Annotated in this window: 8 protein-coding genes; all 8 read left to right on the forward strand. The window is 68.5% G+C overall.

The window, feature by feature from the left end:
* Positions 1-21: 21 nt before the first annotated feature.
* Positions 22-12861, forward strand: a complete 12840-nt coding sequence (locus IB227_RS00295; RefSeq protein WP_192285703.1) for a filamentous haemagglutinin family protein — start codon at positions 22-24, stop codon at positions 12859-12861.
* A 4-nt stretch (positions 12862-12865) separates the two neighbouring features.
* Positions 12866-13366 carry a TonB C-terminal domain-containing protein gene (locus IB227_RS00300; RefSeq protein ID WP_192285705.1) on the forward strand — a complete coding sequence of 167 codons (501 nt, stop codon included), beginning with the start codon at positions 12866-12868 and terminating at the stop codon, positions 13364-13366.
* Between the two features lie 2 nt (positions 13367-13368).
* On the forward strand, positions 13369-13713 hold the full coding sequence (locus tag IB227_RS00305; RefSeq protein ID WP_192285707.1) for a hypothetical protein: 345 nt from the start codon (positions 13369-13371) through the stop codon (positions 13711-13713).
* A gap of 216 nt (positions 13714-13929) precedes the next feature.
* Positions 13930-15531 (forward strand): ShlB/FhaC/HecB family hemolysin secretion/activation protein, encoded by a 1602-nt coding sequence (locus IB227_RS00310; protein WP_192285709.1) that lies wholly within the window; start codon positions 13930-13932, stop codon positions 15529-15531.
* 41 nt (positions 15532-15572) lie between these two features.
* Complete coding sequence (locus IB227_RS00315; protein WP_192285711.1) at positions 15573-17393, forward strand: DUF2341 domain-containing protein; 1821 nt, start codon at positions 15573-15575, stop codon at positions 17391-17393.
* A gap of 10 nt (positions 17394-17403) precedes the next feature.
* Positions 17404-17814: a biopolymer transporter ExbD gene (locus IB227_RS00320; protein WP_192285713.1), complete on the forward strand. Its 411-nt coding sequence runs from the start codon at positions 17404-17406 to the stop codon at positions 17812-17814.
* Positions 17815-17820: 6 nt separating this feature from the next.
* Complete coding sequence (locus IB227_RS00325; protein WP_318639516.1) at positions 17821-18513, forward strand: TonB family protein; 693 nt, start codon at positions 17821-17823, stop codon at positions 18511-18513.
* A gap of 38 nt (positions 18514-18551) precedes the next feature.
* Complete coding sequence (locus IB227_RS00330; RefSeq protein ID WP_192285715.1) at positions 18552-20270, forward strand: putative porin; 1719 nt, start codon at positions 18552-18554, stop codon at positions 20268-20270.
* The last annotated feature ends 59 nt before the right edge of the window (positions 20271-20329 follow it).

Here is a 20329-nt window from a genome sequence, read left to right on the forward strand (position 1 = left end):
CTCATTCGGCAGACCACACCCATGATCATCCGCGCGCGCAACGACAAGCCTACGGCGAGCAGTTCCACCCCCACCGGCAGGTTCAGGATCGCACCCATCGCCCACGCCATCGCGCTGACCCTGGCTGCGGGCGGATTGATCGGCAGCGCCAGCGCCCAGCAGGCATTCAGCCCGCAATGGTTCAACCAGAAGGGCGCCACCCAGGGCACCGCCGCCAGCACCGGGCTGTTGCCGGATGGGCGACCGGCCAACCTGCTGACCGGCCCGCAGCCGCAATCGCAGGCGGCACGCGAGCGCTTGCAGATGTCGATCGACAACCTCAACACCGCCGCGCAGGCTATTGCCCTGCAGCAGGCACTGCAGCGCGAAGCGCGCAACGCCGCGCTGGTGCGTGCATCCAGCATTCCCGACGGACTGGGCCAGGGCGGGCTGCAGATCGACGATGACGCACTGACCCGCGGCTGGCACAACGCCAACGGGCCGGTGCAGTCGGAGAAGGATGGCCGCGTGGTCGTGGACATCAAGCAGACCGCCGACAAGGCCATCCTCAACTGGGAGACGTTCAACGTCGGCCGCAATACCACGCTGAACTTCGACCAGCAGGCCAACTGGGCGGTGCTGAACCGGGTCAACGACCCGACCGCGCGCCCGAGCGAGATCCAGGGCCAGATCAATGCCCCCGGCACGGTGCTCATCCTCAACCGCAACGGCATCCTGTTCGGTGGCAGCTCGCAGGTGAACGTACGCAACCTGGTCGCGGCCGCCGCGACCATGAGCGATGGCCAGTTCAACGGCAATGGCCTGTACTCGGCGCTGACCGGCAGCACCTACGCACCCAACTTCAGCGGGGCGCAGGGCGGGGTGGACGTGCAGGCCGGCGCCCTGATCCAGACCCACGCGCCGCAATCGGTGACCCAGGGCGGCGGTTACGTGCTGCTGCTCGGCCAGGAAGTGAACAACGCCGGCCAGATCACCACCCGCAAGGGCCAGACAACGCTGGCCGCGGGCGACGACTTCATCATCCGCAAGGGCGTGGCCACCGATGGCAATACCGCCTCGACGACGCGCGGCAATGAAGTGGCGGCCGTGCGTCGCCCCGGCAGCAGCACCAGCGGGCAGGCAAGCAACAGCGGCCTGATCGTGGCGCGAGAGGGCGACGTCACGTTGGCCGGGCACACGGTCCAGCAGCAGGGCGTGGCCATCGCCACCACCACGGTCAACAACCGCGGCACCGTGCACCTGCTCAATGCACGCAGTGATGTAGGCGGCAGCGTCACCCTGGGCGAGGGCAGCACCACCGCCATCCTGATCGAGGACGACGGCGAACTGGCCCGGACGTTGGGCGTGAGTGACAAGGATGCAGCGGCATCGGCACTGGACAGCCAGCGCGATGCGCTGATCGCCGCATCGACCAGGCAGGACGCGCTGCGCCTGACCAGCAGTGCCGGCGCCTTCGACAATCTTTCGCGGTTGTCGGACCGGGGCGACCAGTCGCGGGTGGAAATCGTCTCCGGCGGCAACGTGCATTTCGAAGGCGACAGCCTGACCCTGGCCACCGGCGGCCAGGTCGCGGTGGAAGCCAACGCCCGCACCTTCGTGGCCGAAGGCGCTCGCCTGGACGTCTCCGGTGCGGTGGGCGTGAACGTGGCGATGGAGTCCAACACGGTCATCGTCAACGTGCAGGGCAACGAGTTGCGCGACTCGCCGGCCAACCGCGACAGCGGCAAGCTGGCCAACAGCAACATCGCCGTGGACCGCCGCGACCTGATTCTGGTGCCGGCCGGCACCGGCGGCTACGACGCCGATCGCTGGTATCTGCCCGGCGGCCTGCTGGAAGTGGGCGGTTACGTTTCCAACCAGAGCCATGGCATCGGCGAATGGGCGGCGCAGGGCGGCACCATCACGCTGGGCGGCAACGAGGTCATCACCCAGCGCGGCTCGCAGGTCAACCTTGCCGGCGGAACCTTGGACGTGGCCACCGGCCAGGTCGCGCAGACCTGGCTGCGCGGTGCCGACGGCAAGATCTACAACGCAAAGGATGCGCCGGCCTGGATGGCCTTCAATGGCCTGTACACCGGCTATCACCTGGACCACAGTCGCTGGGGCGTCACCGAGAACTTCTACAACCCGCTCGTCGCGCCGCAGTCGCGGCTGGAGAGCGGCTACACCGTGGGCCGGGACGCGGGCACGTTGATCGTCAGTGCGCCGACCGCGGTACTGGAAGGCGACATCAACGCCAGCGTGTTCAACGGCAGCGGGCAGAACCGCGGCCGGGATGCGGTGGGCGATGGCTACAAGCAGGCGCAGACCGCGGTGGCCCGTGCCGGCGGCCTGGTGGTGGGCCGTGCGGCCACCGTCGGCTTCGATCTCCCGTTTGCCAGCCGGACCGAGATCGGGGGCTTCACCCCGATCAGTGGCGGGATGACCGCGCCCAGCCAGGCGCTGGCGGCCGGACGCGCCGGGACCGTGTTGCTGGACGCGGACTGGCTCAACGCCCAGCAGCTTGGACGGTTGGACTTGTCCACGCGCGACACGTTGGCGATCACGCGCGATGTGACCCTGGCCGACGGCGGTGCGGTATCGCTGGCCGCGGCGGACATCCGCGTGGATGCAACGCTCACCGCGCATGGCGGCACGTTCACCGCGGGCAACCTGGTCAATGCCACGCCGGGCGCACCGACGCCGGTGTTGCAGGCGCTGCTGCGCAATGGCAGTGCACGGTTCGAGCTCACGGAAAACGGTGTCCTGGATCTCAGCGGTCGCTGGTACAACGGCGAGGAAGCCCTGTCCACGTTGGCCTACCTGGATGGCGGCAAGGTTGGCATCGAGTTCAGTGGCGACGTGGGTATCGCCGGGGGCAGCCGGATCGATGTGTCCTCCGGTGGCGCGGTACTCCCGAAGCTGGACACCCGTGGCGGCAAGGGCGGTGATGTCAGCCTGGTCGCCGGTTCGGAGAAGGTCAGCGCCCGCCCGGGGCGGTTGCGCCTGGACGGCGATGTCCGCGCCTATGGCGTCCAGGGTGGCGGCACGCTGTCGCTGGTCACCGCCGGCAAGGTGATGATCGGCGATGCCACGGCCGGGGCCTCCGATGCGTTGACGTTGGCAACCTCGCGTTTCCAGAGCGGCTTCTCCGCGTATGACATCAATGGCCAGGACGGCGTCACCGTGGCTGACGGCACCACGCTCGATGTGCTGCAGCCCGTCTACCGCTTCAACGAAGCCAGCCTGACCACGCCAACCGGCACGCCGGCGTCGATGACGCTGGAGCTGTGGACGCCGCCGTTGCATCAAGCGCTGCCGCAGAGCCGCCGTCTGGTGCAGCGCGGGGGCGCCGACCTGACCTTGCGCTCACAACGGTTGGCGCAGGGCGGTGCCGTGGAGATCGGAAAGGACGCGACCGTGTCGGTCGATCCGGGGGCGACCATCCGCCTGGCCAGCCCGATGCAGATGACCGTGGAGGGACGGCTCAATGCATGGGGAGGTGCGATCGTGCTTGACGAAGTCCGCGCCAACACGGCGCTGTATGCGCCGCAGGCACACAATCGCTCGATCTGGATCGGCGACAACGCGGTGCTGGACGTGGCCGGGCGTGCCTACAGCGCGCTGGATGCACAGGGACAACGCTACGGGCTTGCCCAGGCCGGCGGCGCCATCCAACTGGGCGGAGCGTTGGATTGGGAGAACGGCATGCCGGTACAACGGCGTCCCGCCGACATGCACCTGGTGGTCCGTGCCGGTGCCGTGCTCGATGCCTCCGGCAGCAGCGTCGTGCTGGACCAGCCGTCGCCGGAGAACGGTCGCCCGTCCAACGCGCTGACCGTGGCCAGCAATGGCGGCAGCATCGTGCTGGGTTCGGCCAACAGCCTGTTCCTGGACGGCACGCTGAAGGCGCACGCCGGCGGCAAGGGCGCGGCGGGCGGCACGCTGGCGCTGACCTACAACGGCGGCATCTACAACCGCAGCCAGGCCAGTGCCGAAGTGCTGACGCCGCGCATGCTGGTGCTCACCCAGGACAAGGACGGCGACAGCCTGGCCGACGGCACCCGCCCGGGCGATGCACTGGCCTACGGCAAGGCCACGCTGGCGGTGGAGCAGATCCAGGCCGGCGGTTTCGACAATCTGTCGATCTACGCGGCGATGCGTACCCCCGGCGACCTGAGTCTCAGGATGGGGCAGAGCCTGCGGTTGTGGGGCCCGCTCGGCGTGTTTCCCGACGCCGAGCCCGGCCGGACGGTGCAGCTGTCGGCCCCCCACCTCACCCTCGGCATGACCCAGTACGCCGCCAACGGCAGCACCGAAGTCGCCTATGCCGGCACCCTGCCGGCATTGACCGGACGCAGCGACCGCCTGCGCGTGGACGGCGCGCACATCGACGTGTTCGGCCGCAACGAGTTCCTTGGCTTCAACGATGTGGCGATCAGCAGCCGTGGCGACCTGCGCCTGCTGTCCACGCCGAACACGGTGCTTTCCGGACGCACCACGCTGTTCGCACCGGGCCGGATGACCATCACCGCCGCGCAGATCTACGCCGCCAGCGGTGCCGATGGCTACCTGGGCGTGGGCGACACCAATGGTGGCGTGCAGGTGGCCTCCACCCCGGACAACACGTTGACCCTGCGCTCATGGGGCGGGCCCACGCCAGCGGTGCCGTATTCGGTGGGCGGCCGGCTGCATGTGAACGCGGGCGTGATCGAGCAGGGCGGGGTACTGCGCGCACCATTGGGCATGATCGAGATCGGTGATGCCTACCGCAACCCTGAGGTGCATTTCCTGGCCGGCAGCCTGACCTCGGTCAGTGGTGCAGGCCTGATGATGCCGTATGGCGGCACCGTGGACGGCATCAAGTACGTGTTGAACGGCGAGGAGATGAAGCCGCCGAGCATCGGCGGTGGGAGCGCTGGCGACGAGCGCGAACTGCGGATTGCCGGTGAGCGCATCGTGGTGGACGCCGGGGCCGTATTGGACATGTCCGGCGGCGGCGACCTGAAGGGTGCCGGCTTCGTCAGCGGGCGCGGCGGTTCGGTGGACATCCTCAACGCCGCGCTGGCCGATGCCAATCCGGCCTTCACCTTCAGCCAGTCCGGCAACCCGGTCTACGCGCTGGTGCCCGGTTACACGGGAAGCCATGCGCCGACCGGCGGCAGCCAGGGGCAGGGCGCACCGGCGGTGGGGCGGCAGGTCACCCTTGGCGACGGTGTTCCCGGTTTGCCGGCGGGCACCTACACGCTGATGCCAGCGTCCTATGCGTTGCTGCCCGGAGCCTTCCGCGTGGAGATCGGCGCGACGTCGCCGGCAATGCCCCCGGGCGTCAGCGCCACCGGCAACGGTTCCTACGTGGCAGCCGGCTACCTGGGGACGGCCAACACCGACATCCGCGCCGCGCTGGCCAACCAGATCATCCTCACCCCGGCCGATGTGGTGCGCCGGCACAGTAGTTACAACGAAACCAGCTACAACGAATTCATCATCGCCGACGCCGCGCGCCGCAATGCGCCACGCGGGATGCTGACCGATGACGCGCGTCGACTGGCGCTCACCTTCAGCAGTGGCGCCGGCTTGGGCAGCCAACCGGCGCTGACCTTCGACGGCACCGCGTTGTTCGGCCCGACCAAGGACAGCAAGGGCTTTGGCGGCATCCTCAGTGTCAGCACGCAGGGCGCCGGCGCCTCGAACCTGCAGATCCTGGCCGATGGCCAGGCACCGCTGGCCAACCTCAGCGGCGCGGCGATCCAGGCCAGCCAGCTCAACGCCTTCAACGCCAACCGCCTGGTCATCGGCGGCAACATGGCCAGCGCCTCCGCCGGGCAGGCGGAAGTGGGGATCACCGGCAGCGCGCAGGGCGTCATCGTGCGCGATGGGGCAAGGCTGCGGGCACCGGAAGTGGTGCTCACCGCCGCCAGTGGTGGCATCGGCGTGCTGGTGGAACAGGGCGCGACCATCGATACGGTCGGCATGGGCAAGCCGGGGTTCTCCTCCGACGACGGTTACTACTTCCGCACCTCGAACAGCGCGCTGGTGGTGTCCAACGGATGGATCAACCTGCTGCCGTCCAACGGTGAGACGAAGCCGACCATCGACATCGGCGGCTGCACGACCGGCAGCACCTGCGGCGGTGATACGCGCATCCTCACCGAAGGCACCTTCGGCGTGGCCACCAACGGTGCGTTCACCCTGCGTGATTCGGTCCGCTACGGCGCGCGCGATCTGGTGCTGGCGGTTTCCGCAGTGAACCTTGGTAGTGCTCAAGCGCTGGCGCAGGCCGGCGCCGCGGGACAGCTGCCGCCGGGCATGGCCCTGAACCAGGACCTGCTATCGAGCCTGCTCGACGGTAACACCGCGCAAGGCACGCCGGTGCTGCAATCGCTGGTGTTGAACGTGCGCGACAGCTTCAACGTCTACGGTTCGGTCACCCTGGACACGCTGGACATCAACGGCAAGTCGCGGCTGGACCGCCTGGTGTTCGGTGCACCGGCCATCTACGGCTACGGCACCGCTGGCGATACCACCACGATCCGGACCGGCGAGTTCATCTGGGCCGGCACCGGCCCGAGCAACCCGAACACCACGTCGCGACCCGGTGAGGCCGTCGCCGTGCCACCGGGCGCGGCGATCCTGGACCGCTTGGGCGGCGGCACGCTGGACATCGTCGCCGACACCATCCGCTTCGGTTATGCGCCGAACGCGCAGCCGGTCCGGTTGGTACCCTCCGACCGCATCGCCTTGGGTTTCGATACGGTCAACCTGACCGCCGGCAAGCTGATCTCCACCGACGCTGACAACGGCTCGCTGCATGTCTACCGTGAGCAGAACGGTTACGTCGCAGGCGAGGGCTGGCGTTACTCGGGCGGCGCGCTGAACATCACCACGCCATTGTTGAGCGGTGGCTCGGCCGGCAAACTGGCCGTGCACGCAGGTGGTGACATCACCATCAGCGGTGGCACGGGCGGCGCGGCAGCCGCCAGCGATAAGCTGGGGGCGGAACTGCGCTTCAGCGGCCGCAACATCCATCTCGACACCGCCGTGGTGCTGCCCAGCGGCAAGCTGGTGCTCGACGCCGCGCAGGACGTGACGCTCGGCGATGACGCCAGGATCGACCTGGCCGGGCGCGAGATCACCCTGTTCGACGTCAAGCGCTACAGCTGGGGCGGCGACCTGCAGATCAACAGTCGCGAGGGCAACGTGCATGCCGCCGCCGACTCGCTCATCGACGTCTCGGCCGCCTACAACCGCGGCGGCAGCATCGATGTGACTGCGTTGGGGGCGAGCGCAGGACACGTCGACCTGCTCGGCCGCCTGCGCGGCACCGCCAGTGGCCTGTACGACGCGGGCGGCACGCTGGTGCCCTACGATGCGGGCCGGTTCGGCGTGCGTGCGCAGGTGCTCGAGGACTTCGCCGGCCTCAACCAACGCCTCAACGAGGGGGGCGTGTTCGGCGCCCGCCACTTCCAGATCAAGCAGGGCGACCTGGTCATCGGCGACGAGCTGAAGGCACGCGACGTGCAGATCGCGCTGGACGGTGGTGCGCTGACCGTGAACGGCCGGATCGACGCCAGTGGTGTACAGGTGGGCAGCATCCGACTGGCCGCCAAGGGTGACCTCACCGTCCATGGCACGCTGGACGCGCATGCCACCGGCATCCGGCGTGACAGTTACGGCAAGCCCATCGACGCCCCGAACCGGGCCAGCGTATCGCTGGCGACCGGCGAAGGCGCGCTGGTGCTGGGCAGCGGTGCGGTGGTGGACCTGCGTGCCGGCACCGAGTCGGTGTTCGCCGACCACGTGGCGCGCGGGACGTTGGAGCTCGTGGCCCCTCGCGTGGGCAACGACGATGTGGCCGTGGATGTGCGCGGCAGCGTTGACGTGCGTGGTGCGAAAACCCTCGCGGTCTACGGCATGCGCCGCTATGACGATGCCCCGCTGGCGGCGCTGCCGGATGTGTCCGGCTCGCGTCCGCAGTTGGTCACCCAGGCCTGGCTGGACGGCGTCGACGCCGATAGCCGCACCTTCATGGACGCGGCGCTGGGCAATGCCGCGCTGGCGGCGCGGCTTTCGGGCCTGGGGGCGTATCGCCTGCGTCCCGGCGTGGAAGTCATCAGCAACGCGCTCACCAACCCGGACGGCAACCTGACCGTGGCCGGTGACATCGACCTGTCCGGCTATCGCTATGGCCCGGATGCGAACCGCCTGGATCCGGCCCGCCGGGGTTTCGGCGAGCCCGGCATGTTGGTGCTGCGTGCGGCCGGCGACGTGAACATCCATGGCAGCATCAACGACGGCTTCGCCCCGCCGGCCGACACCCCGGACGACAAGGGCTGGTTGCTGACCGAGGGCCGCGAGAGCTACTACTTCAATGGCTACACCCCGTTCGGTGGCGACATCGTGGTGCCGATCGATGGCGTCGTACTGGACACCGGCACGGTGTTCCCGGCCGGCGCGGTGTTGAACTACGAGATCACCGTGAAACCGGTGACCCTGCCGGCCGGTGCGACCGTGCCGGTCGAGGTGTCGCTGACCGGGCCGATGACGCTGCCGGCCGGGCAGGTGCTGTCCGCCGACGTGCGCAGCGCCGACGGCACCCTGTATCGCGCCGGCACGGTATTGGCCGACGCGCTGGTGCTGGGGCAGGGCGCGCGCCTGGCGGCCGGCTTCCTGCTGCGTGATGCGGTGGGGGTGGGGTCGTTCACCCTGCCCAAGGGCGCGAAGCTGCCGGTTGCGCTGACCACCAGCCAACACACCACGCTGGCGCGCGGCGCGTTCATTCCCTCGATGACCAAGGTCGAGCTGGTGGGCGACCAGCCGGTCAACCTGCGCCCGGCTGACAGCGAAGGGCGCCAGGGCCGCAACTGGGCACTGGCACCGATGTTGCCCGAGGGCACCACCAGCTGGGACCTGACGCTGGTGGCCGGCGCCGACCTGGGCTCGGCCGACGTGCGCATGCGCAATGCGCTGGGCAGCGGTGACATCGTGCTGGCCGATACCCACTACGGTTCCATCGGCAAGGTGAGCATTCGTTTCGAGGGAGGCAATAGCGGTGGCGGTGGCATCGTCCTGACGGCCGACGGTGCCATGGCAGCCCTGGGCGATGCGGCCTATGCCGACCTCAACGCTGAGCAACTGAATGCACGACTGATGGCGGACATGGGGATCTCCTTCGAGGACTTCTGGGGCATGTCGCTGGCCGACTACTGCGCCATGGCGCCCGATGGCTGCGTGACCAAGGCACCTGGTGACGGAAAGAGCTGGTCCTTCAACGAGGAAGGCGCGCTGGCCTACTTCGGCGAGGCGTCGCTGGCGGGCAAGACGCAGCAGGAGATCGACACCTGGATGCAGGAGAACTGGGGCATGTCCTGGGACTATGCGTTCAATGGCGAATCGATGGCCAACGTCTGCAAGAGCAGCGGCAACGAGCCGTACTGCACCGGTACGTTCGACAACCCCACGCTCAACATGGACGGCGCGATGGGCTGGATCGGCGAGGCGCGCTTCGTCGGCCTGACCGCGGCAGCATTGGACGCCGCGTTGATGGAGGCCTACTCGGCCACCTTCGCCGACATGACCGGGATGACGCTGCCCGATTTCTGCGCAGCCAACCCCAGCCAATGCCAACCGGCCGGGTTCGAACCACCGAAGGAAATCCGCGAGTACTCCTACGCGTTCGGTACGCCGGCCTACAGCGTGCTGCGCACCGGGACCGGTGACCTCAACCTCGTCGCCGGGCGCGACGTCGCCATGCGCTCGCTCTATGGCGTCTATACCGCCGGCACACAGCGCAGCATCGAGGGCATCGACAACAGCCGCTTCAACCAGCCGCGCGGTGGTGAGAACGGCAAGGTGCTGGGCGACATCCAGGCCGGTGGCGCCTACGACGCAGCGCTGTCCGCCTGGCAGGCCTGGTACCCCGACCACGGCGGCAACCTGCTGGTGTCGGCAGGCCGCAACATCCTGGGCGACAGCATGGGCCCGGTGGCAGGCTCGGCCAAACCCGAGGACCGCTACACCGCGCTGGTGTCCAGCAGTGGCGCCGGCAACTGGCTGTGGCGGCAGGGCACCGGCAGCGCGACCGGCGTGGACCCGCTCGACACCAGCTGGTGGATCAACTTCGGCGCCTACGTGGTGGCCTCGACCACGGACAAGTCGGCACGCATGGTCGGGTTCACCGGGTTTGGCGCGCTGGGGGGCGGCAATGTGGCGATCCAGGCCGGCGGCGACGCGGGCATCGTCGACGGCCGGGGCGAGGGCATGCGCCGCACCACGCAGCGCGCCGAACGTTCGCAGGGGCTGGTGGTGGCGGTGGGCTCCACGGGTCGCGTGGTCGGCAACGAGTTGGTACTGACCGGTGGTGGCGACGTGGACATCCGCCTGGGCGGACGCCTCAATCCCAATGCGCTGGCCAGCCAGCAAGCCAGCGCCAGCGATATCGGTGGCGCCACCCAGGACAACCTGGACCTCAACGGCGTGTTGACCAACCTGCGCGGCACGCTGACGTTCAGCGCGGCCGGCATGGGTGGCATGACCCCCACCTTCGGTGACGGCGGCGGGCTGCGCCCGGGCAATCCGTTCGCGATGGGCAACGCCTACACCATCGCCGGGCCGGTACTGATGCTGGGCGACGCGACCGCATGGCTGGATACACGCGGTGACCTGGTGCTGTCCGGCGCAGGCAATCCGGGCCTGGTTGACCAGTTCGGCACGATTGCCCACGCGTTCGGCTCGGATGCATTGGAAGGCAAGGGACAGAGCAGCTTCTCGTTGTGGACCGATGGCACCGCGATCAACCTTTTCTCGGCCGGCGGCGACCTGGCGCCGGCGTCGTTCGGTGCCGGCAACGTCTTGGGCAGCAACCTGTTGGCGTCGCAGATCCACACGTCCGTGGGCCCGCGCTATTTCCACACCTACCCGTCGATCCTGCGTGCGGTGGCGCCGGGAGGTGACATCCGCATCAGTGAGTCGCCGATCGTCTACGGCCAGCGCTACGACGCCACGCTGCTGTTGGCGCCGTCGCCTTACGGCGCGTTGGAGCTGCTTGCCGGCGGGTCGATCCATTCTTCCACGATCAGCTATGCGTTCAGCATGTCCGGCGCGTCGCAGGAGGTGCTGTCCACGCCGTTCCGTCCAGCCTTCGTGTTCAACAACTGGCGCGGCGAGCTTCAGTTCTCCAACCGGGCCAACGACGGGCTGGACAACCTGTTCGCCTTCGGGCCGAACACCGTGACCAGTGCCTTGCACCGTGACGATGCCCAACCGATGCGCTTCTACGCGGTGAACGGCGATATCACCCGCTTGCAGGTGGGCAGCACGCTGACCGGCTTCACCGGACCCGGGCTGGACGGCAGGCCGCGCAGGATCGATGCGGTCTGGTACGACATGGCCAAGGCCGTGCAGCTGCGCGCCGGCACCGACGTGCTGGGCGTCGACGTGACCGCAATGAACAACCACGTGACCGATGTGTCGCTGCTGCAGGCCGGTCGTGACATCGTGCAGAGCAATGTCACCCTCGCCGGGCCGGGCAACCTGGACCTGATCGCCGGTGGACAGATCCGCCAGGACGACATGGCCAGCCTCCGCTCGATCGGCCCGGTGGTTCCCGGCGACACGCGTGCCGGTGCCAGCGTGGCGCTGATGGCCGGCATGACCGACGTGGACTGGGACGTGGTGCGCACGCGCTACCTCGACCCGCGGAACCTGGCCGACCCGGCCCGCCCGCTGGCCGATCCGCAGAACCAGGGCAAGGTAGTCAAGGTCTACGACAAGGAACTGGGCGACTGGCTGGGCGAGCGCTTCGGCTTCAGTGGTACCGGCGAACAGGCACTGGCCTACTTCGACGCACTGGCGCCGGAGCAACAGCGGATCTTCCTGCGCTCGGTCTACTACGCCGAGCTGCGCGAGGGTGGCCGCGAGTACAACGATGCCGATGGCCCCCGCTTCGGCTCCTACCTGCGGGGGCGACAGATGATCGCCGCGTTGTTCCCGGACCAGGACGCGGACGGCGACACCATCACCCGTACCGGCGACATCGTGATGTTCGGCGGCGCCGGAGTGCGCACCGATTTCGGCGGCGACATCCAGATGCTGGCACCGGGTGGCCAGATCGTGGTGGGCGTGCAGGGTGAAGTGCCGCCGGCCTCTGCGGGCGTGATGACGCAGGGCGCCGGCGATATCGCCCTGTTCTCCGAGCAGTCGCTGTCGCTGGGCCTGTCGCGCATCATGACCACCTTCGGCGGCTCGATCCTGGGTTGGTCGGAGCAGGGCGACATCAACGCCGGTCGCGGTGCCAAGACCACCGTGCTGTTCACCCCGCCGCGCCGCACCTATGACCAGTGGGGCAATGCCATGCTGGCCCCGCAGGTGCCGTCCTCCGGTGCCGGCATCGCCACCCTCAACCCGATCCCGGAAGTGCCACCGGGCGACGTGGACCTGATCGCGCCGTTGGGCACCATCGACGCGGGCGAGGCCGGTATCCGTGTCTCGGGCAACGTCAACCTGGCCGCGCTGCAGGTGCTCAACGCCGACAACATCCAGGTGCAGGGCGAGTCGGTGGGCCTGCCGGCGATCGCCTCGGTCAACATCAGTGCGTTGACCTCGGCCAGTGCCGCGGCCAACAGCGCGGTGCAGGCGGCGCAGGACATGGTCAAGCGCCAGACGCAGCAGGTGCGCCCGTCGGTCATCAGCGTGGAAGTGCTTGGCTTCGGCTCGCCGTCGGCCAGCACCGGCACGCGCGGCGGCACGTCCGGTGGCCAGTTCGTGCGCATGCCCTACGACCCGGCCAATCCGGTGCAGTTCGTTGGCGTGGGCGGCGAGCTCGACCCCACCGTGGTTTCGCGGTTGACCCCCGAGCAACGCCAGTTGCTGAGGCAGGAGTAAGGCCATGGGCGAATCTCCGCGCAGGTGGAAGAAGCGGTGGGAGGCTTGGGCACGCGCACTGCGTGCACGGCTGTCGCGGCCGCGAGGGCTGGCGGGCACCGTGCTCGTTGCCGGACTGGCGGTGATGCCGGTGCAGGCCCAGGAAGTGGCGCCTGAGCATTGGGTGGCGTACGCGCGCCAGGCCGGGACAACGCTGCAGGCGCGCCTGAGTGAAGACGCCGGCGAACTGGTTACGCGTCTGCACGCGCACCTGGCCCAACGGGCCGACCACCCGGTGCCGGGACCGGTGATGGTGCAGGTATGGATCTCCGGGCAGGGCAGGGTGGAGCGCAGCGCGTTCGACTCGCTGGGCAGTACGCAGGCCGATGCGGACCTGCGTGCGCTGCTGGCATCCAGACCGCTGCCGCCGCCACCGGCGGACATGCGCCAGCCGCTGGTGCTGCGCCTGCGCTTGCAGCCCAATCCCGACTTCGTTCCTGCGCCCGCCGCGACGCAGGAACCATGACGATGGGGGCCTGGCCCGCCTGCGGTTTGCTGGCGATGGTGCTCGCGGGCACCGCGGTGGCCCAGGAGAGAGGACCACCGATGGCCTGCGTGGACGTGGAAGTCGACGGCCAGCGCGTGGAGGACTATGCCTGCCTGTCGCGGATGCTGACCCCGGCAACGACACCCGCGGCCCCGCTGCCGCAGTTGGAAGCCGACGCGGTGGGCCGGCGCGCCCCGACGGCCCTGGGCCTGGCGCATCGCGAGGCCACCCACCAACGCATGGGCAACACCTTTGGCAAGTCCACCTTGCCGCAGCGCCCAGCGCCCCCCGTGACGTCATTGCCGCCGGCGTTGCACAAACCCTGATCCGGCACCCGGACGTCATGCACGTGACCGGTGCGTGTGGCCGCAGCTGTCACCGGTCTGTCACACCCGGCGATGTCGACGATGCGCTTCATCGCGTCGCGCAAAAAACTTTGCGGTATTCCGCGCACGACATTCGTCCTACGGATAGACGCTGCGCAATCGGCTTGTCGCTTTGCGTACAGATCATTGTCATATCGCCATCCGAGACCCCATCCGATGTCCCCAATCAAAACCAGGCCAGCCTGCCTCGCGCAGGCCACCGGCCTGATGCTCGCGGTGTGCTGCGCCGTGGCTTCGGCGCAGGAGCCGGTGGCGGCCACCGCGTCCACCCGCAAGGTCAACGTCAACGAGTACATCGTGCGCGGCAACAGCGTGCTGGATGCCCGTTCGATCGAACGCGCGATCACGCCATACCTTGGCCCGGACCGGACCATGGCCGACATCGAAGCGGCCCGCGCGGCGTTGCAGGAGGCCTACCAGTCCGGCGGCTACCAATCGGTGTACGTGGACCTGCCCGAGCAGCAGGTCAGCGGCGGCATCGTATTCCTGCAGGTCACCGAAACCCGCTTGGGCAATGTCACCGTGGAGGGTGCGCGGCACAACGATCCGCAGGCCCTGCGTGCCCGCGTGCCGGCGTTGCAGGAGGGCAGCGTGCCCGACTTCACGCAGGCCCAGGCCCAGCTCAGTGCGCTCGGCCGCAGCGGCAAGCGCCAGGTCATCCCGCTGGTACAGCAGGGCAGCGCGCCGGGCACCATGGACGTGCAGCTGAAGGTCGAGGACCAGTCGCCCTGGCGGTTCGGCGCCTCCCTCAACAACGACCACAGCGCCGACACCAGCGCATTGCGCTCGGTGCTGAGCGTGGGCCACGACAACCTGTGGGGCAGGGAACACTCGGCCTCGCTGACCTGGTTCTTCGCCCCGGAGGACCTGGGCGAAGCCAATGTCGTGTCCGGCTCCTATGCAATGCCGTTGGGCTCCCCGGACTGGACGCTGGAGTTGTCCGGCTACAGCTCCGACAGCAACGTGCTCACCGAGGGCAACACCAATGTCACCGGCAAGGGTCATGCGCTGGGCGTGAAGCTCAACCGGGTGCTGCCGATGAACGGCCTCTGGTGGCACCAGCTTTCGCTGGGCGTCACCTTCAACGACCGTGAGGAGCGCATCGGCATGCTGGGCCAGGATGTCCAGTACGTGCCGCTGAAGTACGCACCCATCAGCCTGGGCTACAGCGGCTTCCGCCAGGGCGAGAAGCACCAGCTCTCCACCGAGGCGCAGGTGGTGTTCGGCACCCGCAGCCTGTTCGGTTACGGCAGTACCGAGGCCGAGTTCGACTGGGCGCGCTTCAAGGCCGATCCCAGCTTCGTGCTGGTCAAGGGTGACATCAGCGACACGTTCAACTTCGACGGCGGCGAGCAGCTTCACGGGCGGTTGTCGGTGCAGGCCACCGACCAGCCGCTGGTATCGGGTGAGCAGATGGCCGCCGGTGGCATGTACACGGTGCGCGGCTACCGCTCGGCCGAAGCCATCGGCGACTACGGCGCGTTGGCGTCGCTGGAATGGCGCACCCGGCCGTTGGGCATCTGGGGTTTGCAGGGCTGGCGCATCTACACCTACCTCGATGGCGCGTGGCTGCGCCTGCGCAGTCCCATGCCCGAACAGGAGGACGCGTTCACGCTCGGCGCCATCGGCCTGGGCAGCAGCTTCCGCCTGTTCGACTACCTCAGCTTCCGCTTCGACTACGGCTACCCGCTCCGCGATGGCCCGACCACCACACAAGGCGCGCATCGACTGCATCTGAGCATCGGTACGAGCTTCTGATTCCCGTCCTTCCTTTCCGCCAGATCCGGAGATCCACGTCCATGCAACGCGTCCTTACCCTGCTGCTGCTCCTGCTGGGCATTGCCATGTCCGGCGCGTCCAGCGCCCAAGAGTCGTCCTGGTGGCAGGCCGACTGGAAGTACCGCAAACCGATCACCCTGGACCTGGCCGCCGCCAAACTGTCCAGCGACGCAGGCCGTGCCACGGTGCTGGTGCGCCTGCACAGCGCCAACTTCGCCTTCGACGGCGTTGCCCCCGACGGCGCCGACCTGCGTTTCATCGGCAGCGATGGCAGGACCGTGCTGAACCACCAGATCGAACAGTTCGACGCCGCGCTGGGCATGGCGACGATCTGGGTGGACGTGCCGGCGCTGCGCACCGGCGCTGCGCAATCCATCTGGCTGTATTACGGCAATGCCAATGCCCCGGCACCGGCCAGCGCGCAGTTGGCGTTCGATCCGGACTACGTGGCGGTGTTCCACTTCGCCGACGCCGACGGGGCACCGCGTGACACCACCGCTTACGCCAACCACGCGCGCAATGCCGTCGCATTGGTGGACGACGGCGTGATCGGCCGGGCCGCCAGTCTGCAGGGCGAGGCACTGGCCATCCCGGCGTCGCCGTCGTTGGCGGTGGCACAGGGCGGGGCGCTGACGTTCTCGGCCTGGATCCGCCCCGACCAGCTCGGCGCCAACCAGGCAGTCTATGCACGACGCGACGGCGGGGGCGCCCTGGTCGCCGGCCTGGATGCCGGTGTCCCGTTCGTCACCGTCAACGGTGTGCGCGCCAGTGGCAGCGCCGCAGTCACCGCCGGCCAGCGGACGCACTTCGCATTGTCGGCCGGCAGCGGTCAGGTCGTGCTGTACATCAACGGCAGCGAGGCCGCGCGTCTGGAGGCCGCGTTGCCGGCCCTCGACGGCGACGTCCTGGTCGGTGGCGACGCATTGCCGGCCGGCGCGGCGCCGCTGGCGGCCGATGCGGCGCCGGTCCAGCCTGCCAATGCCTTCACCGGCATGATCGATGAAGTGCGCCTGTCCAAGGTCGCACGCAGCGCCGGCCTGATCCAGGCCGACGTTGCCGGGCAGATGGCCGATGCCAAGCTGGTGGCATTCGGCGCGGACGAACAGTCCGAGGGCGTGAGCCATTTCGGCTTCATCCTCAAGGCGATGCCCGTTGATGCGTGGGTGGTGGTGGCGGTGCTGTCGCTGATGCTGCTGGCCTCGTGGGCCATCATGCTGGGCAAGGGCCGCTACTTCGGCGCGGTGGAAAAGGCCAATGCATCCTTCACCGACCACTACCGCAGCGCCGCCGGCCAGCCGATCACGCACCTGACCGATCTTGCCGCATCCGGCCAGGTCACCCGCGACGTGCAGGACAACTCGACGCTATGGCGCCTGTACCGCATCGCGTTGAACGAGGTGAAGGGCCGCCAGGCCCATACCGGTACCGCCCGCCTGTCCGATTCGGCCATCGGTGCCATCCGTGCCACGCTGGATGCCGAAGTCACCCGCCAGTCCGAGCGCATGGCCAAGCGCATGAACTGGCTGTCCACCACCATCGAGGGCGCACCATACGTGGGCCTGTTCGGCACGGTGATCGGCATCATGCTGGTGTTCGCGGTGGCGGCCATGGCCGGTGCGGTGGACATCAACTCGGTGGCACCGGGCATGGCCGCGGCGCTGCTGTGTACCGCCGCCGGCCTGGGCGTCGCGATTCCCGCCTTGTTTGGCTACAACTGGCTGGCGGCGCGTGCCGAAGCGATTGGCGCCGACATGTCGATCTTCGTCGACGAGTTCAGCGCCCGCCTGGCCGAAGAGTCCGAAGACGGCAAGCTGGCCCTGGCCACCGCCGCGCGCGGCTGAGGAGGACGTCATGGCCAAGCGGGCATTCGGCATCAAGAAGCGGGAGAAGGGCATCAATGTCACGCCGTTCGTGGACGTGCTGCTGGTGGTGCTGGTGATCTTCATCCTGACCAGCAACGCGACCATCCCGGGACTGGAGGTGAACCTGCCCAAGGCCAGCTCCAGCATCCCGCTGGAAAAGCCGCAGACCAAGGCGATCACCATCGATACCGCCGGGCAGGTGTTCCTGGATGCCTACCCGGTGACGCTGCCGGAACTGGAACAGCGGCTGCGCCAGGAAAAGGCGGTCAACGCGGACTTCCCGGTGATCGTGCGCGGCGACGCGCAGGTGCAGTACGCGCGCGTGGTCGAGGTCCTGGACCTGCTGCGCCGGATCGAGCTGCGTCAGGTCGGCCTGGTGACCGGCAAGCCACAGGGGTGATGGCCAGTGAACACCCATTCCCAGAAACCCGATGGACGGCGAGGGGTATTGCCGGCGTGGTTGCCGGCGGCGCTGGGCAGCGTCGTGGTGGTTGCCGTACTTGCGGGCTTGGTCTGGTACCTGCTGTTCAAGGAACCGGCGACCACCCGCCGGGCGGTGCCGGACACGCAGATGCTGATGCTTCCGCCGCCTCCGCCCCCCCCGCCGGAACCCGAGCCTGCACCCGAGCCCGAGGAAGAGCCGCTGCCGGAACCGGAGCCACTCGACGAAGCGCCGACACCGGCCGAAGACGAGGCCCCGGAACCGGACACGTCCGACCCGGTGACCATGGACGCCGACGCGCAAGCAGGCACCGACAACTTCGGCATCCAGAAGGGCGCCGGCGGCGGCATGTCCGGGACCGGTGCCGGTGGCGCGGGCAATGCCAGCTACGGCCGCTACCTGGGCTATGTGCTGCAGCAGGCGATCTCGCGCAATGAGCGCGTCCGCCGCGAGGCCTTCCAGATGCACCTGGATGTCTGGGTGGAGCGCGACGGCACGATCAGCCGTGCCGAGCTGGTGCGCAGCAGTGGCAACAGCGAGGCCGACCAGGCCGTGCTCGAAGCCGTGCGCAGCCATGGCCGGCTCGACACGCAGCCACCGGCGTCGCTGACCTTCCCGGCCCGCGTGCTGGTGCAGGGCAGGAGGCCAGCGGCATGACTCCGCCAATCCAAGAATTCCCCATCGCGAGAACCTTCATGACAACTGCAGCACAACGCAACACCGCCAGCGTGCTCCGGCGCACGGCGCTGCTGGGCGCGATCAGCCTGGCCCTGCTGGCCGGCAATGCGCAGGCACAACACGCCGGCGACAGCACCATGGTCAAGCTGATCCGCAGCCTGGTCGGGAGCGGAGCGCTCACCGCGGAGGCCGGCGACCTGCTGATCGAGGAGGCGCGTCGCGAGGCACAGCCGCCGGCGACCGCCGCCTCGACGCAGGCACAGCCGGGCGATGTGCGCGTTCCGTACATTCCCCAGACCGTGCGCGACGAGATCCGCGAAGAGGTCAAGGCCGAAGTCATGGCCCAGGCCAGGGACGAACGCTGGGCCGCGCCGGACGCTGTGCCGGAATGGACGCAGCGGATCCGGCTGGAGGGCGACGTACGCGTACGCAACGAGTCGCGCCTGTACTCCGACAGCAACAGCAACATCCAGGTCAACTGGGCGGCCATCAACGCCGGCAACGGCTATGACGTCAACCGCAACACCCACCTGCCGTATCCGCCGCTGCTCAATACCCGTCAGGACCGCAACAACTCCTGGCGCATACGCGCACGGCTGGGCCTGACCGCCGACCTGGGCGAGCACGTGCAGGGCGGTGTGCGCCTGGCTACCGGCAACGACGACGGCCCGGTCTCCACCACCCAGACCCTGGGGGGCGGGTTGGCCAAGAAGGACGCCTGGATCGACCAGGCCTGGATTGCATGGACGCCCATCGATGCCTTGCGCGTGGTGGGTGGCCGCTTCGAGAACCCGTACTGGTCCACCGAGGCCCTGTTCTCCAACGACCTGAACTTCGACGGCGTCTCGGTGCAGTACCAGGACCGCTTCGCCAGCGACGATCTGACGGTATTCGCCACGCTCGGCCTGACCCCGTTGGAATACTCCGGCGATAGCTTCCCGAGCACCAGCACCGAGAAGATGAAGAGCCGCGACAAGTGGCTCAACGGCTTGCAGGTGGGCGCGGAGTGGGCGTTCAACGAGGACCATCGCCTGCGCGGTGCACTGGCCTATTACGATTTCCGCCGCATCACCGGCCAGCTTTCCGAGCCGTGCGCGCTGTATGCCGGCGACACCTTCTGCAGCACCGACTGGACCCGCCCGCAGTTCATGCAGAAGGGCAACACGCTGATGCTGCTGCGGAACATCGCGCTGGACCCGGTGAACCCGGCCAACACGCCGCAGCCGCAGTACGTGGGGCTGGCCTCGGAGTTCGAGCTGGTGGACGTCAACCTGCGCTACACCTTGCCGGCGTTCAACGGTTACGGCCTGCAGCTGGACGGCAACTGGATCCGCAACCTTGCCTACGATCCGGGGGAAATGTGGGCGCGTGCCAACGGCGGCATCGTCACCAACCTGACCCTCCCGGCCAGTGGCATCGCCGGCCCGCGCGACATCGACAGCGGCGACACCGCATGGCAGCTGCAGGCGACCTTCGGGACCTTGGCGCTCAAGCAGCCGGGCAACTGGAACGCATGGCTCGGTTACCGCCGTGTCGAAGCCGATGCAGTGCCCGATGGCTACAACGACTCGGACTTCCACCTGGGCGGCACCAACGCCAAGGGCTATTACCTGGGTGCATCGTGGCTATTCGACAAGCGGGCCTGGCTGACCGGCAGCTGGTTCTCGGCCAAGGAAGTATCCGGGCCGCCGCTGGCCATCGATGTGTTCCAGCTGGAGGTCAATGCGAAGTTTTGACCGCCACACGCAAGCAGGCACGGCGCAAGCGGGCCTGCCTGCACGCACCCATGCACGGG

The sequence above is a fragment of the Stenotrophomonas sp. STM01 genome (assembly GCF_014852135.1).
GTDB classification, from domain to species: domain Bacteria; phylum Pseudomonadota; class Gammaproteobacteria; order Xanthomonadales; family Xanthomonadaceae; genus Stenotrophomonas; species Stenotrophomonas capsici.